Source organism: Bowmanella yangjiangensis (assembly GCF_018531185.1).
In the GTDB taxonomy this organism is placed as follows: Bacteria; Pseudomonadota; Gammaproteobacteria; order Enterobacterales; family Alteromonadaceae; genus Bowmanella; species Bowmanella yangjiangensis.
In genome coordinates, this window is record NZ_JAHDJU010000003.1 from 564,422 (window position 1) to 580,546 (window position 16,125).

The window sequence follows — 16,125 nt, forward strand, 5'->3', positions numbered from 1 at the left end:
AATGCGAGCAATGTGGATTAAGCACTGAAGCAGTTGGACCCTTGAAAGTCGTTAACTTTTGGCAAGAAACGCATTCCGGTTTCGTTCCTACTTATCTATATGTATGTGATAGCTGTTTTGCATCCCGCCATTTATGGTGCGATCACCTTTTTCCTGATTATTGTGAGGCATGCAATAGCAAGATTGAGGATGGCGATCATTATCAGCAAAGAGAGCCAGGTAAAGATCCGCAAGGATCTAGTGCGACGGAAAAAGAAAAATGTCGGATTGTTTGTTATGCGTGCCATAAATCCAACGCTTGAAATGCCAACCTGACACTCCCCCTTAGCTAGAATGGCAGACATTTTTTGCGATGTTGTTCTGGTTCGATATAGTCATTTTCCGATTAATTTTAATGTATAAAAGCAATATTCGTTGTGTATTGCAGTGTTTAAACAAAGTATCGGCATGAGTATCTGGTTGTTCTATCTGCTATTGCTGTTGGTTTTACTCTTGGTATTTTACGGCTTGTCATTTGTGCTGTTGCAATGGCGGGTAAGCCGTTACTACCAGTTAGCCGGTCAGCGTTATGCCAGGCTCGGCGTACTCGGCAGCCTGGCATTTATCTGGCAAATTGTCTGGACGATCCTGCGTTTAAGCTGGTATCTGCTCAGTAAAAACCGCTTGGGACTTAAGCCACTGCAGGCAAGTACCGGTGCCAAGGTGTTGCTGGTGCATGGCCTGCATATGAATGGCAACTGCTTTTGGTCTTTTCGGGTTTACTTGGAGCGTATTGGCTTTCGTACCTACAGCATTAATCTGGGTAAGCCTTACACCCCAGTTCAACGCTATGTGCAACGTCTGCATAAGGTATTGCACAAGGTCGCAGATGGTGAAAAAGTTCATCTGGTTGCCCATTCCATGGGCGGTTTGGTTATCCGCATGCTGCTAAAACAATATCCGGATGATCTGAAACTCATCGGCTCTATTGCCACTTTAGGTACCCCTCACAAAGGCACGGCGATGGTCGGTGATTTTGCCCTTCCCTGGCTAAAGCGTTTATTTCACCCCGCCAGCCCCAGTCTGAACAGCTTACCCACATTGGCCGAATTAGCGCCGCATACTGCCCTGATGACATTGGGCTCTCGTAATGATCTGGTGGTTTACCCATTAAGCAGTGCCTTGCAGCCCAACAGCCGCCAGGTAAAGTTATATGCCATGAGCCACATCGGTATGTTAACGGAGCCCCGCGTGCACAAAAAAGTGGCGCACTGGTTGAAGACTCAGCTTGGCTGAACACTAGGGTTAATAGGTTTGGCCCAAGGACAAATATAACTGATAGGCGCTGTCCTGATACTCCGCCTCTGCCTGTCCATAACCCAAAAACACCGGCCCGATGGGGCTATCCCAACCAGCGAAGATACTACCGGCCCAAATCCAAGGGGCCGTCCTGTTGATATCTGGCTGTAACCAGTTGTCTTCCACTCTGCCGCGCTCAACCGACATACCCAAGTACAGCGGAGACTTAAAGAAGCCGAATTTGTCTTCATGTAACTTGTACATGTAGATCAGGCTGCCAAATGCTACCTTGGGGCCAAACAGATAGTTTTTGGGGTATCCCGACAAATTAAACAGCCCCCCCAGCGAATATTGTTCCAAGGCTATATCGCCATCGTCTGATTCATACTGTTCAAAGCGCCAACGGGTCTTAAGTAAATGAGACCGCCATTGATGAGCCCCCACCAGCTCCCAGGATTGATTAACACTATCAGAATGTTCGTCAGCAAAGCGGTCATCCAACCACTGATAAACCGCCGACAACTTGATTCCCCGAGTAGGAAAAGCACTATTGTCCAGGGTATCCCAGGCAAAAGCGAACTGAGGACCGCGTCTGTCGTAATGCAAATGCTTATAGCCAAAACTGCTGGCCAACGCAGCGGGCAATCGGTAGCTGCCGTTCTTGTCGATCCAACCTGCTTTGAGCACGGCATCATCGGAAATATTCCATCCCGCATCCACACTCAGCATTAGCTGTTCTTTATAGAAGTCGCCTAAAGACAACCCTCTGCTGTCTTCCACTACCAATGCGCCGCTTTCTCGCACCATCTTACCAGTGACAAAAGTGGCAGGTGACAACACCGGCCAGTACAATTCGCTGCTAAGCAGCTTATCCGTGCCAAGCGCCAGCTCAGAATGCCACTCGGCCCCCAATTTTGAGAGATTGGTCAGGGTGTAAGAAGCGCCAAGTTGTACATGGCGGTTACTGCCAAAATCATCTTCAAGACGAAAGCGAAAATTCAGATAGCCTGGCCCCCAGCTTTTTTCTTCAGCCTTGAGCACCATAGTGGTTTCTTTCTCATCGGTGTGATACAGCTGATACGACACCCGCTCTAAGGTATCCAGACCATACATGCTGCGGATACCTTCACGAAGTTGTTTTGAGTCAAGCGCTTTGCCATCCTGGTAACCCAAACGCTCAATCAATACGTCATCATCCAGACGACTTTGGTTATCCAGAATCAATCGATTAATCGCCATTTCGCTGACCAGCGCATTGCGATGTGAACTTAACCAATATTGATAACTGTCGGCATCCTGGCTGAAATCCAGCAACTGCTCGGCGTGCTGATTGGCAATCAAACGTCCCGCGGCCACGGCTTCTTCAAGGCGGAAAAAATCCAGGGTGCCAATATCATCAATCTGCGGTCGCAAATGTAAGTCAGTCTCCTGCAACAAGGCCAGTTGCTTTAGCACCCCTTGCCGAACCAGAAAACTGGTTAGCTGTTCGGTAATGGCAAACGCCGAGTCCAGTTGTTCAGCGCTTTTCAGCGGACCGTCAATATTTACCGCTATCACTCTATCGGCACCAAGGGCTTTGGCGATACTTACCGGCAGGTTATTGGCGACACCACCATCAACCAACAACTTGCCGTCCAATTTCATCGGCCTGACGACGCCGGGAATCGACATAGAGGCTTGTACTGCCGCCAATAAGCTGCCTTTTTCTAAAACCACCTCATCACTGTTGGTTAAATCTGTGGCCACCGCCCGAAATGGGATGGGCATACGGTCAAAATGTACCCAGTCAGACTGCACGCCAAAGGCCTGCTCCACGAGATCGGCCATGGCCTGTCCGGCTAACACGCCTTTGGGTACCCTGACCCCTTCCAGGCCAACCCCCAACTCCAATCGAATGGGGTACTCATCACGCTGCTGTTTGCGACGCATAGGCATTTCATCACGGTAGACCTGATCGCGAAAACCATCACCCCAATTCAGGTCATGCAGAATATCCGCGATCTCATCCGGGCTTTTACCCGACGCATACAAGCCGCCAACAAAGGCCCCTATGCTGGTGCCGACCACCAGATCGACGGGGATCTGGCGCGCTTCAAGTTCACGGATAACACCCAAATGTGCGCCGCCGCGCGCACCGCCGCCGCCCAATACCAAAGCAATACAAGGCCGCCCCTCAACTTTTTCACAAGGTAAAGGAGATTCGGCTCGAAGCGGCAATATAACCAGGCTCAACACCAAAATAAAAAAGCTACGCAGCATCGGTAATAGTCCTGTCAATCTTAGGCGTTAGTGTAACCAGATCTACCAGGATTAGTATTCGCTTTGATGACAAACAGCACATTGCACTCATTTGCCTTCCGTTCATCACTCATCGTTATGTCGATACTCATACCCTGGCCCACGATGCTGATTATTTAACCAATCAGACGCATGTATATTATTCATTTCTATACCTTTATTGATTCTACGCAAAAGATTTTCGCTAATTTTTGGCAACATATGAGCGATACCCTAACTACGCCTTTCGCCTCACATCTATTTATTGGAGCAGTAAATGAGCGCACCGAAAGCAGGACCGCTTAGCAACCTCAGCATCACCCTGAAAAGTATGATTTCTCCCAGCCTAATACTTCTGTTTATGGCGTTGGTTGGTATCTTTGCTTACTTGGAATTGAACAAAATCAATACATCAGTACAAGGAATCACCCAGGACCTCGCTCCAGACTCTGGTACAGCCTCAACCATGATGCGTCAGATATACCGCAAGCGCATGCAGGTGAAGGACTACTTCAGCACAGGAACACAAGCCACCATCGACCGTTTTAAACAGGAAGATGCGACACTACAATCCCTGATTGCCAAAGCACAGGCCGATATTCAGAATCCGCAGCGCGTCGCCATGATCAGTGACCTTGTGAAAATGAATGATCAGTACAACAAGATATTTTTTGAGCAGGTTGTGTCTAACATGCAGCGCCGCCAGACGCTGGTGGCAAATACCATTGTTCCAGTGGGTAAAAGCATTGAGTCGAGCTTAAACACAATTCTGGATGCTGAAGAACAAGGAAACAACCAACAGCAATTCCGCGCCGTCAGCACTGGTTATACACGGCTCATATCGGCTAAATACAACCTGTTTATGTTCTTAAATGACAATCAGAAAAACAGCTTCTCTGCGGCGCTCGCTGATATTGAACAGGCTATGGTCTCCTTACAGACTGTCAAGCCAGATAGCGTGCCGGAGTCTCAGCGACGCGCACTGAAGCAAGCTCTCGCCGACATCAGCGACTATCGCCAAGCCATCGAACAAACGGCCAGTGCTATTGACCTAAGAAGCCAGGCGATAGAATCATTAAATGCGCTGGGGCCACAGCTTGCCAGCAAAGCTGTGTCACTCAGCGACAGCGTATTCAGTTCGTTGATTGACGAAGGTAATAAAACCGAGATCACCATACAAACTACAACCTTAACTATTGCCTTACTGACACTGGTTGCCATTGTTGTTGGTTTGAGCTTGGCCTACTTTATTACCAAAGGGGTGATACGCCCCATCCTTAAAGCCAACGAGGTGCTTCGCGATATTGCTGAAGGCGAAGGCGACCTCACTCAGCGTCTACCGGTAATGAGTAACGATGAATTGGGCCAGATGTCAGAAAGCTTCAATCTGTTTGTAGAAAAGATGCAAAGTACCGTCACTCAAATCAGTTCGGCCACCTTGCAACTCGCCGCGGCCGCCGAAGAGATGTCTCAGGTTACCGAACAGTCCAGCGCAAACGTTTCCGAACAGCGTAATGAAACAGAACAAGTTGCCGCCGCCATCAATGAAATGACCGCGACAGTGCGCGAAGTAGCGCAAAACGCTGAGCAAGCCTCGCAAGCGGCCAACGATGCCAATTCACAGTCGCAGTCTGGCAATCAGACTGTTGCCCTGACCCTGCAAACTATTAATCAACTTGCTAAAGATGTAGACGACTCTGCCCAGGTGATACTGCGATTGCAGGGCCAGACAGAGAACATCGGCTCAGTACTCGAAATTATCAAGAATATTGCCGAGCAGACCAACTTACTGGCCCTGAATGCGGCTATCGAAGCGGCCCGCGCGGGAGACCAAGGGCGTGGCTTTGCAGTAGTCGCCGACGAGGTGAGAACGCTGGCCAAGCGTACCCATGACTCCACCGAGGAAATTGAAGAACTGATTAAAGTGCTGCAATCCGGTGCGGAAAATGCGGTGAAAGCCATGGAGCAAAGTAAGCAGCGAGCCGGAAACACAGTTGAACAGGCCCAGCAGGCTGGCCAAGCTCTAGATGCGATTACCCAATCGGTGGACACAATTTCACAGATGAATATCCAGATTGCGGCAGCAGCGGAGCAGCAGATTGCGGTGGTGGAAGATATTAACCGTAACGTGCATAACATTCACGGCTTGTCTGAGCAAAATGCCGTTTCAGCCGCTCAAACCTCTAATTCCAGCCAGGAACTGGCCAGGCTGGGAGAAGACCTGCAACGCCTGGTAAGCCAGTTCAAAGTCTAAGTAAACCGGGTTATGGCGCCCCTTTCCTCCATGGGGCGCTAATTCGGCCAGCATTAGCACCATTCATATACTGATATCCGTACTAAAACCTCCTGCGTACTGCACAGTTTTTAAGCTAAGCTACTGCCATTGCACTAGGCTTTGTGTATAATCCGCCGACTTTTTTCCGGCCGATCTGAGAGCCGGCCAGTAATGCCTTTAGCCAGCGAGACACTATGACCGTAGAAACCTATACCCCGAACCAGACCACGACACTGGACACCCCCAAGAAAGTCTTGGCTGAACAAGCCAAACAGGGACAGGAAGTCGATATTGCTGGTGGTAACCGTATCGGTTTTATTTCTCTGGGCTGCCCGAAAAACCTGGTGGACTCAGAACGCATTCTGACTCAGCTGCGTACCGAAGGTTATGATGTGGTGAATACCTATAACGATGCTGACCTGGTTATCGTCAACACCTGCGGTTTTATTGATTCCGCGGTGCAGGAGTCGCTGGATACTATAGGCGAAGCCCTGGCTGAAAACGGCAAGGTAATAGTGACCGGCTGTTTGGGGGTAAAAGAAGATGAAATTCGTGAAGTACACCCCAACGTGCTGGCCATTACTGGCCCACACGCTTATGAAAGTGTGGTTGAACAGGTGCATGGCTATCTGCCAAAACCCGAGCACAATCCCTTTGTGAATCTGGTGCCGGATCATGGTGTAAAACTAACGCCTCGTCATTTTGCTTATCTGAAAATTTCCGAAGGCTGCAACCACCGTTGTACTTTCTGCATTATTCCCTCGATGCGCGGCGATCTGGTTAGCCGTCCCGTCGGTGAAGTATTAGACGAGGCAAAACGCCTGCAAGCGGCCGGCGTTAAGGAACTATTGGTAATTTCACAGGACACCAGCGCGTACGGTGTAGATGTGAAAAACCGTACTGGTTTTTGGAATGGCATGCCGGTCAAAACCGGTATGACCGAACTCTGTGAAAAACTGGCCGAAATGGGTATCTGGGTGCGCCTTCACTACGTGTACCCCTACCCTTCAGTGGATAAAGTAATTCCGCTGATGGCCGCAGGTAAAATTCTGCCTTATCTGGACATCCCGCTGCAGCATGCCAGCCCGCGCATTCTTAAATTGATGAAACGCCCAGCAGCCGCTGAACGTACTAAAGAGCGTATTAAAGCCTGGCGTGAAGTTTGCCCACAGCTTGTTATCCGCTCCACTTTTATCGTCGGCTTCCCTGGTGAAACCGAGGAAGACTTCCAGATGCTGCTGGATTTCCTGGACGAAGCGCAGCTTGACCGGGTTGGTTGCTTTAAGTATTCCGACGTTGAAGGTGCGACAGCTAACGATCTACCAGATCCTGTCTCTGAAGAGGTCAAACAAGAACGTTATGAGCGCTTTATGGAGAAGCAACAGGCAATCAGTACTGCCAAGCTGGCAAAGCGTATCGGTACACAAATGGATGTGTTGATTGACGAAGTAGACGAAGAAGGCGCTATCGGACGCACCTACGCCGACGCTCCAGAGATTGACGGTGTAGTTTACCTAAACGGCGATACCGAGCTTAAGCCCGGAGACTTGGTCAAAGTACAAATAGAGCATTCTGATGAGTACGACCTGTGGGGAACCCGGGTAGACTTGCTTTAAAACGATAAACGCCTCTGATGAGGCGTTTTTTTTGCCCGCAACCAATCTGATAATCAGTGAATCCAAGCATCCCGCAGTAACGGTCAGACTTGGCCGCTAATCCTGGTAAGTTCAACCCGATTAGCTGCGTTAAGGATATAATCAGATTACTATCTTAAAAAAATTACAATAAACGAGGCATTTTAATGAAACTAGTAACAAGTCTGCTGTTAACCGCACTGAGCCTGGGTAACAGTACACTGGCAGCAACCACCTTAACCAGCGAAAAAGCCACCATCAGTATTGAAAAAGTCGCCGATGGCCTATCCCACCCCTGGGGCATGAGCGTTATGCCAGATGGCAACCTGCTGGTAACCGAACGAAGTGGCAATTTGCGCATTATCAGTCCAGCCGGTCAGATCAGCGAGCCCATCCAAGGCTTACCTGATATCAGGGTATACGGTCAGGGCGGCTTGCTGGATGTGCAACTGGATCCTGATTTTGCCAGTAATCAGTGGATATATTTCAGTTTTAGTGAACCGTTAAATGATGGCAAAGAAAGCAGCACCGCCGTTGCCAGAGCCAAGCTAAACGGCGATAGCCTAAGTGATCTTGAAGTTATTTTCAGAGCGAACCCGAAAATAGAAAGCCCCTATCACTTTGGCAGCCGTTTGGTGTTTGACCGCCAGGGCAACCTGTTTATTACTCTGGGCGATCGCGGCTCCAGACGCCAGGATGCACAAACCCTGGATACCCATCACGGCAAAGTAGTGCGCATCCGTAAAGATGGTGAGATCCCCAAAGATAATCCCTACATTAATCAAGAGGGTGCCCTAAACGAAATCTGGTCTTTGGGGCACAGGAATATGCAAGGCGCGGCGCTGAACCCACAAACCGGCGAACTGTGGACCCATGAACATGGCCCCCAGGGCGGCGATGAAGTCAATATAGCCAGAGCCACTAAGAACTATGGTTGGCCGCTTATTACTTACGGCGAAGAATATGGTGGCGGAAAAATTGGTACCACCAGTCAAGATGGACTGGAACAGCCTCTTTATCATTGGGTGCCATCTATCGCCCCCAGTGGCATGTTGTTCTACACCGGCAAGCAATTTGATGCCTGGCAAGGTGATCTCCTTGTTGGCTCTTTGAAGTTCAGTCAATTGGTACGTTTGGAGCTGGATGGCGACAAAGTCACACATGAAGAGCGCATGGATATCGGCCAGCGCGTAAGGGATGTGGAACAGGGACAAGACGGGGTTTTATATCTACTGACAGACCAGCCTAATGGCGAACTGCTGAAGCTCACGCCCGCCAGCAAATAGCGTAAAAGCGGCGGTCTGCTGACTGTCGCTGCGTTTGCCTGTTTGTTTATCAGCCCTGCCTTAGGCAGGGTTAATTTTCTGTTCAGGCAGATAGGTTAAGGTCAATGTCCGTATCTGCTTTAATTTTGCGATAATCCTGGACACTGTAAAAGATAAGTACCGGACTCAATCAATAAGGACCCCCGCGATGCCAACTCTGTTCAACACCCTCAAACTAAGCGTTCCGCTGGCAGCCTTGTTGCTTGCTGGCTGTGCCAGCATCAGCAAGGAAGAATGCCTGGTGGCAGACTGGTATGCTATGGGTGTGACTGATGGCAGCCAGGGACGTGCATTGGCAGCATTCAGAGACTATCAGGCTGACTGCGCTAAACACCAACTAAGCAGTGATTTTGAGCAGTACCAGGCCGGTCATCAACAAGGCGTTGTTAACTATTGTGTGTATTCCAATGGCGTAACCCTGGGCAGGCAAGGTAACAATTTTAATACCTTGTGTGAAAGCGAGCGGTTCGAGGACTTTCAGGAAGGCTATTTTCAGGGACAACAACTACATCAGATGGAGAACAAGCTGGCCAAACTTCGCCGTGATATGGCGGCTATAGAAAGCAGGATTGAACAAAACCAGCAGCAGCTTAAGGACAATCAAGCCAGTATCATCGATGAAAACAGCACGAAAACACAAAGGGAAGAGCTACTGAAAGACAATGACAGGCTGCGTCGTGAGATACGCAGGTTAAAGACGGATCTGGGCGCACTGGTTGAGCTTGAAGAAGAGACCGATCTGGAAATAAGCCACTACCTGAACAGTATACAGTTGTAGCAGCACATCCCCTTGGTAGCTCAGACCTAACTTAACTTTGTTGGGGTAATTGTATGGTGATGCCAAACCCTTTGCCTGGCGGATCCAGTTGCAACTGCCCTTTGAGTTTCTGTGTGACCAAATTAAATAAAATGGACATGCCCAGTCCGACGTTGCCAGCCTTTCTGTCCGTGGTAAAAAATGGTTCGAAAATATGCATGCGCTCATGCTCGGACAGCCCTCGTCCATTATCCTGATAATGAATGATCAAATGATTCTCTTTTTGCATCAGCGAGATCTGTATTTCAGCCTGGCCATTTTTTGCTTCATCAAAACCGTGATTAATACTGTTATTGATAAGGTTCGTCAGGATCTGTGCATGTGCGCCGGGAAAAGTAAGAACAGGCTGGGATATACATCCGTGCATGCTGACCTTAATGTGCTTTTGTTGTGTTTTAGGTGACAGCAGATGCAAGAGATTCTGGTAATAGTGCATCAGCTCCAGCTCTTCAAGCACGAGTGACTCTTGATCTGCGGCGGTTTGCTTAAAGCTGGTGACCAGCTCTTTGGCTCTGCTCAAATTATTACTCAGCAGCGTCATAGCTTGTGCGGTGCGTTGTTCTACGGCAGCCACATCAGAGCGTCGTACCTTACCTTTATGGAGCAACTGCCAAAATGTATTCAAGCTATCCTGCACCACGCTAGCCGATGTAATGGCGACGCCCAGCGGGGTATTCACTTCATGGGCGACACCTGCAACTAAATTGCCCAGAGCCGCCATTTTTTCCGACTCAATAAGTTGCTCCTGAGCTTCCTTCAAATGCGCAATAGCGTCTTGTAACTCGTTGGTACGATCTTCAACCCGTTTTTCCAGAGACGCATTGAGACGCTGTAGCTTTTCCTGATATTGAAGACGCTCCATCTCGCCGGATATGCGTCCGGAAAACAGTTCAAATAAGGTTTGCGTTGTATCTGGCTCATGAATGGGGCGTTTGTAGAGTGCCACTACAATTCCCATCACCTTACCGTCAGAGTCATGAATCGCGGTACCTAAGTAACCGGTGATCTGCATATCAACAAGCATTTGGTCATTCGGAAAATAACTAGTCACACCAGAGGGGTAACAGCAAGACTGCCTATCCAGCACCCCTGCGCACGGCGTATCCTTTAATGAATAGCTGATATTGTCCACAAGCTTACCGTTAGCCACCAGCGCCAATGTCTTGGCCTCATACACGTCAGCTTGTAAAGAAGCCACAAAGGTATAATCCGCTTTGATAGCGTAATCCAGTGCTAAACAAATCTGTTCAAAGAACGCTTGTCCGTAGGTATTAGACACGCTACGGATAATATCCTTGATAATCTTTTCCAAAATGAACTCTCAATTCCATCGAACGCCTTTCGCAAGGATACAAAAGCGCAGTAGTTAAACAAACAGCAGGTGCCACAACACCACGACGCCAATAATGAAGTGACATCATATAAATGCAAGATAATCCTATGGCTCAAGAGCACTTAGTTGATGTCGGTCAAGAATAAACATGGCTGTCACAGGAGTAGTGGCAGTAGCTAACAAACCCGCAGATTACCGGGGTGTTATCGAACAACAGGGAATAAGGAGGGAGGTAACATACGCTGTAAAGCAAGAGGACGATAACGATTTTCCAACTGTTGCAAGCGCCCCTCTTTGAGCAGGGTCTCAATAGCTTGGTTAATTGCAGCTAAATCTGTGGTATCCAAGGCGCCTTTTCTGATCATCAGATGAGCCGGGGTAACAATCAACGACGAACCATTTAGCACCACTGAGTCATAGCGGTCGGGACCCAAATTTTGAAAAAAGATATCCGCATCGACCAAAACCAGTTCACCCCGGCTGGGATGTGCGAAAAACAATTCGGTGGCTTTAGCGGCGTCTGGATAAGGTGTATATAAATTCAATTCCTGCCAGCGCGCTCTTAAGCGCTGAAAGTGCTCGCCGTACCAACCGCTGGCCGGGCCAATTAAACGCAGTCCTTCTGCCTGGGCTTGTTCCAATGTCAGGGAAGTGGGCAATCCATCCCGCTTATGGCTGAACAGCCCCACAACCTCCTGGCGATAGGCCTGACTAAAATACGCGTATTCCCGTCGTTCAGCAGTGTTTGAAGCACGAACCATCACATCAAATTCGCCATCCTGCAGGCTACGAATAATTCTGGCCCCCGTCATTGGCAATAAATGCCAACTTATCTGACATCCCGCTTCGGTTAGGATCAGGTTAGCCATATCAGCATCCATGCCCACCACTCGCTGTTGGTCATTGAGATAAGCAGAAGGAGCATGTAAGTCCAGATGCACTTTAAGTTCTTTGTTGCATAGCGCTTCGCTGGCCACAACAGATGAACCAAGCCCAAGTAGGCTTAGCATTAAGCAGAGTTTTACTACAACATTGTTCACAATGGGAAAGCGTATTCGGCCGAGGGGATTAAGACCGGCGCATTATGCCTGAAAATCAATCAGAATGTGGTGATTTTTTTGGCAGGCCGATTGGGAATACCGGCCTGCCAATTGCGAGTTACTTTTTCAAAAGCTTAAGTGTCGCCAGCGTCAGTGCTTCAGCACCTGTGGCAACCACTTTATCCGCCTGTGGTGCCCAGAACGGGCTGTGTAAAGAAGGCAATTTACTGCCATTTTTCTGTGCATCATCCCAGATATTCTGCGGTACACCACCTACCCAGAAAATCATACTTTTTATGCTGTTATCTGCGCGGTAATAACGACCAAAGTCCTCACCGGCCATACTTGGCTTACCTTCTTTAACCCGATCTGCACCAAAATGCTCGGCAAATACACCTGCCATTTGTCGGGTAAAGTCAGGATCATTCCAGGTGGAAGGCGTGTATTCTTTCTTATAGGTAACCTCCGGCATCAGATCTTCTGGGATCCCCGCCGCTATAGCTTCGCCCTTTGCGATACGGGTAATACCATCAATGATTTGCTGACGAGTGGCATCTGAGTAACTGCGCACTGTCAGCAATAAGGTCGCCTTATCAGAAATAATGTTGTGCTTGCTTCCTGCTTGGAAACTCCCCACAGTGACCACTGCCGGGTCCTGCGGATCCAGCTCACGGCTAACCAGGGTTTGTAAGGTACTGACTATACGACTGGCTAAAACAATAGGGTCTTTGGTGCTTTGCGGATAGGCACCATGCCCTCCTACCCCATGTACCACGATATTTATGCTGTCCACATTGGCCAGGGTGTAACCTGCGGTATAGCCAATCTCACCGGCCGGTGCCGCAGATGAATTGTGAAACGCCAGGGCATAATCCGGCTTGGGGAAGCGCTTGAACAAGCCGTCATTCAGCATATCGCGTGCCCCGCGCCCACGCTCTTCGGCAGGCTGCAGGATCATCATTAGAGTACCTGACCACTCATTTTTGCGAGCCGCCAATTGACGAGCAGCCCCTAGCCAGCCCGTCATATGAGTGTCGTGACCACAAGCATGCATGACGCCGGTTTCCATACCTTCCTCGGTGGTCGCAATCACCTTAGACGCAAAGTCCAAACCGGTTTGCTCGATGACAGGTAAGCCGTCCATATCAGCCCGGATCATCACTACCGGACCCGGGCCATTTTTCATCAAGGCCACAACGCCGGTGCCACCCACCTTTTCGGTGACATCAAAGCCCAGCTTGCGTGCTTCTTTAGCCAACTTAGCGGCAGTATTAACTTCCTGGCCACTTAGCTCCGGGTGTTGATGCAAGTCTTTATAAACCTTCATCAATGACGGCAAATCTTTATTAATAGCGTCGGTAACGCTATTGGCTTGGGCCTGGGCACCAAACAGCGCTGAGCAAAGGGCAAGAGAAAGAAGAGCGGGTCTGAACGTCACGGGCGATCCTTTTTTGAATAGCTATTATCTTCCACAGCATACCAGCCGCAGATTAGGGGGGGAATTCGATTGTTTACGCCCTGCATAGCCACAGGTAAAGACAGGACCAGCTCAAATCTTAGTCGGATCGGCGGGGATCAATTTGCCATCTGTACGCTGTTCAATTTGTTTAAATATATCCCGCCAACTGACAATACCCACCCAATGATCATTATCATCAACAACGGGCAAACAGGAAATGGGATGACGATTAAACAGCCTAACAGCCTGTAATACGGTGTGGTTTTGGTTAATAGTGATCAGATCACGGGTCATGATCTGATACACCTTTTTCTGAAAGGATGCCATATCTCTGGCGTCCGCACTGGATGAGCCAATACGGGCACTCACTGCCTTTAGCAGGTCGCGGTCGGAAATAACCCCCAGTAAGGTCTTCCCGTCCACCACTAATACATGGTGGAATTTGTGTTTTTGAAATATTTCATGCACCCGATGTAGGTTGTCATCCATCTTGACCGTCACCACCGGGGCACTCATTATTTTGCTAACTTTCACCCTTTTGCCTTCCAGAACAAAAAGTTAACAGCGCCTTACCGGCACTATAGCGAAACCGCAGAATAACCGCCAGCAGATTAGAGTGTGTTGATCTTTTGAGTATAGATTTTGTTCAAATCCAGCCCCTTCTGGTCACGACGCCGGGCTGAAGGCCTAGTGGGCCTAAGTCAAAGCCCGGCAACACCGAGCAGGAGGGGCTGGGTTGAACCCTTCGGGCCGCGCTTGTGGGCTCTTTCTACGGCGTTATCACTCACTCATGTAGAATAACTACACCACGTTCGCTCTGCCTTGTATAAAGGGCCCACAAACTGCTGCAAAATCATACTCAAAAGATCAACACGCTCTAATCAGCGTCCTCGTCAACCGACAATTCTGCCAGGTTGCTGCTGATTTTCTTCGACGATTGCACGCCCAGGCTCTTAAACTCTTCCGCTCGCCGTACCAGATTGCCGCGGCCCTCAGAGAGTTTTTTCAGGGCACCATCATACTTCTTCTGCACTGTCTGCAAAGACGCGCCCAGCCCTTCCATGTCAGCGGTAAAAGCGACGAACTTGTCGTACAGGTCAGCGGCTTTTTTGGCAATTTTCTGTGCATTCTGATTTTGGTATTCGTACTGCCAGATATTATTGATGGTGCGCAGAGCCACTAGCAGATTGGTGGGACTGACCAGCATAATATTATTGTCCAGCGCCAGCTTGATAAGGTCGGGAGCCTGGTCGATGGCCAGCAAAAACGCGGGCTCTACCGGTACGAACATCAATACATAATCCAGGGTTCGCACCCCATCTAACTTCTGATAGTCCTTATTACCCAAGCCCTTAATATGATTACGCAGAGACTGAATATGCTCATTTAAATGGCGGGCGCGGCTGTCATCGTCCTGCTCATTAAAATAACGTTCATAGGCGGCCAGTGACATTTTGGCATCGATGATCACATCCTTGCCACCGGGCAAGTGCACAATCACATCCGGTTTGTAAGCCTTGCCCTGTTCATCTTTGTACTGGCCCTGGGTTTCATATTCATGCCCCTCGCGCAGCCCAGATTCGGTAAGAATGCGCTCCAGCACAATCTCACCCCAATTGCCCTGCTGTTTATTGTCGCCTTTAAGGGCCTTAGTCAGCGCTGCGGCTTCTTCGGTAATCTGTTTATTCAGCTCTTTGAGACCCAGGATCTCGGTTTTCAGCGAGGCACGCTCTTGCCCTTCCCTTACATATTGATCATTAACCTGCTTTTTAAAGCCTTCAATCTGATCTTTAAGTGGGGTTAACAAGGAGTCCAGACTCTGCTTGCTGGCCTGGCTAAAATTCTGGGTTTTCTGCTCAAATATCTTATTGGCCAGGTTTTCAAACTGCTCTTTGAGTCTTCCTTCGGCTTCCTGCAACACCGTCAGCTTTTCCGCCATGGCCTTTTGCTCTTGCTCAAATCGGGCCGACTGCGTCTCAAGCTGGGTACGAAGGCTGCTTAACTGATCGTTGGCGCGCTGCCATTTGTCCTGCCACTCGCGGCTTTGCGCCTGCAATTCGGGGATACGCTCAGCCTGCTGGCGGAACTGGCCCAATTGGTTTTGCGCTTGTAATTGCTGTTGGTGATAAGCCTCAATACTCCGCTCTTTGTCGCTGACCTCCTCATAGGCCTGATGCAGACTGTGCTGACTTTGCGCTAACTGCTGCGCCAATTTATCCAGCTCGTTCTGAAACTGCTGCTTGTCGGTGCGGGCGCGACTGGCCACTAACATCCAGCTAATAACGCTGCCCACCACAAGCCCGCCAAAGCCAAGGGCCAGATGCAATGCATTGAGTTCCAGATTCATTATTATTGTTCTCCAACAAAGAATTCGTTTGCAGGACTATGCCCTACCAATCAACTGGCGAGTTTATCATGCAGGCCGTTGGATTGGCGGCATAAACGCACTAAAAACCTAGCTTTAACAAGCTGCGTACCCTGGCTTTGACTGACGCAGGCTCATCAACCAGCGCCGTCTCCAGCAACTGCGTGACCTCGTCCTGCATATCAGGATACTGCTTTGCCAAGTAAAAAAGGCCGTGAAAAGACCAGGCTCGCACAAATTTGTTGCTATGGCTGAGCCCCCAACGCAACTTAGCTTCCACTGCTGTTTTGCGAGAAGCATCAACGATAAAAGCCGCAAAGCA

12 protein-coding genes are annotated in these 16,125 nt (G+C 49.3%); 5 read left to right on the plus strand and 7 right to left on the minus strand.

Features of this window, described 5'->3' with window-relative positions:
• Window positions 1-447: 447 nt before the first annotated feature.
• Window positions 448-1,275: an alpha/beta fold hydrolase gene (locus KJY73_RS18185; RefSeq protein ID WP_214345102.1), complete on the plus strand. Its 828-nt coding sequence runs from the start codon at window positions 448-450 to the stop codon at window positions 1,273-1,275.
• A 9-nt stretch (window positions 1,276-1,284) separates the two neighbouring features.
• On the opposite strand, the gene KJY73_RS18190 is transcribed toward KJY73_RS18185, so the two are convergent.
• On the minus strand, window positions 1,285-3,537 hold the full coding sequence (locus KJY73_RS18190) for a patatin-like phospholipase family protein (protein ID WP_214345103.1): 2,253 nt from the start codon (window positions 3,535-3,537) through the stop codon (window positions 1,285-1,287).
• A gap of 295 nt (window positions 3,538-3,832) precedes the next feature.
• Here KJY73_RS18190 and KJY73_RS18195 point away from each other — a divergent pair, with 295 nt between their 5' ends.
• From KJY73_RS18195 to KJY73_RS18210, 4 genes are all read left to right on the plus strand, one after another.
• The gene (locus KJY73_RS18195) at window positions 3,833-5,809 is read left to right on the plus strand and encodes a methyl-accepting chemotaxis protein (RefSeq protein WP_214345104.1); all 1,977 of its coding nucleotides are present in this window, start codon (window positions 3,833-3,835) and stop codon (window positions 5,807-5,809) included.
• A gap of 215 nt (window positions 5,810-6,024) precedes the next feature.
• The gene (rimO, locus tag KJY73_RS18200) at window positions 6,025-7,446 is read left to right on the plus strand and encodes a 30S ribosomal protein S12 methylthiotransferase RimO (protein WP_214345105.1); all 1,422 of its coding nucleotides are present in this window, start codon (window positions 6,025-6,027) and stop codon (window positions 7,444-7,446) included.
• Between the two features lie 185 nt (window positions 7,447-7,631).
• A complete protein-coding gene (locus tag KJY73_RS18205) occupies window positions 7,632-8,750 on the plus strand; it encodes a PQQ-dependent sugar dehydrogenase (RefSeq protein WP_214345106.1) in 1,119 nt (372 codons plus the stop codon).
• A 187-nt stretch (window positions 8,751-8,937) separates the two neighbouring features.
• Window positions 8,938-9,567, plus strand: a complete 630-nt coding sequence (locus tag KJY73_RS18210) for a DUF2799 domain-containing protein (RefSeq protein ID WP_214345107.1) — start codon at window positions 8,938-8,940, stop codon at window positions 9,565-9,567.
• Between the two features lie 31 nt (window positions 9,568-9,598).
• Here the strand turns inward: KJY73_RS18210 and KJY73_RS18215 are convergent, their stop codons facing one another.
• The 6 genes from KJY73_RS18215 to KJY73_RS18240 form a co-directional block, all read right to left on the minus strand.
• Window positions 9,599-10,918 (minus strand): sensor histidine kinase, encoded by a 1,320-nt coding sequence (locus KJY73_RS18215; RefSeq protein WP_214345108.1) that lies wholly within the window; start codon window positions 10,916-10,918, stop codon window positions 9,599-9,601.
• A gap of 224 nt (window positions 10,919-11,142) precedes the next feature.
• Window positions 11,143-11,949 (minus strand): substrate-binding periplasmic protein, encoded by an 807-nt coding sequence (locus KJY73_RS18220; protein WP_214345109.1) that lies wholly within the window; start codon window positions 11,947-11,949, stop codon window positions 11,143-11,145.
• A gap of 148 nt (window positions 11,950-12,097) precedes the next feature.
• Complete coding sequence (locus KJY73_RS18225) at window positions 12,098-13,417, minus strand: amidohydrolase (protein WP_332874227.1); 1,320 nt, start codon at window positions 13,415-13,417, stop codon at window positions 12,098-12,100.
• 111 nt (window positions 13,418-13,528) lie between these two features.
• On the minus strand, window positions 13,529-13,972 hold the full coding sequence (locus KJY73_RS18230; protein WP_206593868.1) for a CBS domain-containing protein: 444 nt from the start codon (window positions 13,970-13,972) through the stop codon (window positions 13,529-13,531).
• Between the two features lie 343 nt (window positions 13,973-14,315).
• Window positions 14,316-15,785 carry a DNA recombination protein RmuC gene (gene rmuC / locus KJY73_RS18235; protein WP_214345110.1) on the minus strand — a complete coding sequence of 490 codons (1,470 nt, stop codon included), beginning with the start codon at window positions 15,783-15,785 and terminating at the stop codon, window positions 14,316-14,318.
• Window positions 15,786-15,885: 100 nt separating this feature from the next.
• Window positions 15,886-16,083 carry a hypothetical protein gene (locus KJY73_RS18240; RefSeq protein WP_214345111.1) on the minus strand — a complete coding sequence of 66 codons (198 nt, stop codon included), beginning with the start codon at window positions 16,081-16,083 and terminating at the stop codon, window positions 15,886-15,888.
• Window positions 16,084-16,125: the final 42 nt, after the last annotated feature.

What these genes read in the sequence shown, in the direction of transcription:
- KJY73_RS18185 (WP_214345102.1), top strand. Translation starts at nt 448, where the DNA reads ATGAGTATCTGGTTGTTCTATCTGCTATTGCTGTTGGTTTTACTCTTG.
- KJY73_RS18190 (WP_214345103.1), bottom strand. Translation starts at nt 3,537, where the DNA reads ATGCTGCGTAGCTTTTTTATTTTGGTGTTGAGCCTGGTTATATTGCCG.
- KJY73_RS18195 (WP_214345104.1), top strand. Translation starts at nt 3,833, where the DNA reads ATGAGCGCACCGAAAGCAGGACCGCTTAGCAACCTCAGCATCACCCTG.
- rimO (WP_214345105.1), top strand. Translation starts at nt 6,025, where the DNA reads ATGACCGTAGAAACCTATACCCCGAACCAGACCACGACACTGGACACC.
- KJY73_RS18205 (WP_214345106.1), top strand. Translation starts at nt 7,632, where the DNA reads ATGAAACTAGTAACAAGTCTGCTGTTAACCGCACTGAGCCTGGGTAAC.
- KJY73_RS18210 (WP_214345107.1), top strand. Translation starts at nt 8,938, where the DNA reads ATGCCAACTCTGTTCAACACCCTCAAACTAAGCGTTCCGCTGGCAGCC.
- KJY73_RS18220 (WP_214345109.1), bottom strand. Translation starts at nt 11,949, where the DNA reads ATGCTAAGCCTACTTGGGCTTGGTTCATCTGTTGTGGCCAGCGAAGCG.
- rmuC (WP_214345110.1), bottom strand. Translation starts at nt 15,785, where the DNA reads ATGAATCTGGAACTCAATGCATTGCATCTGGCCCTTGGCTTTGGCGGG.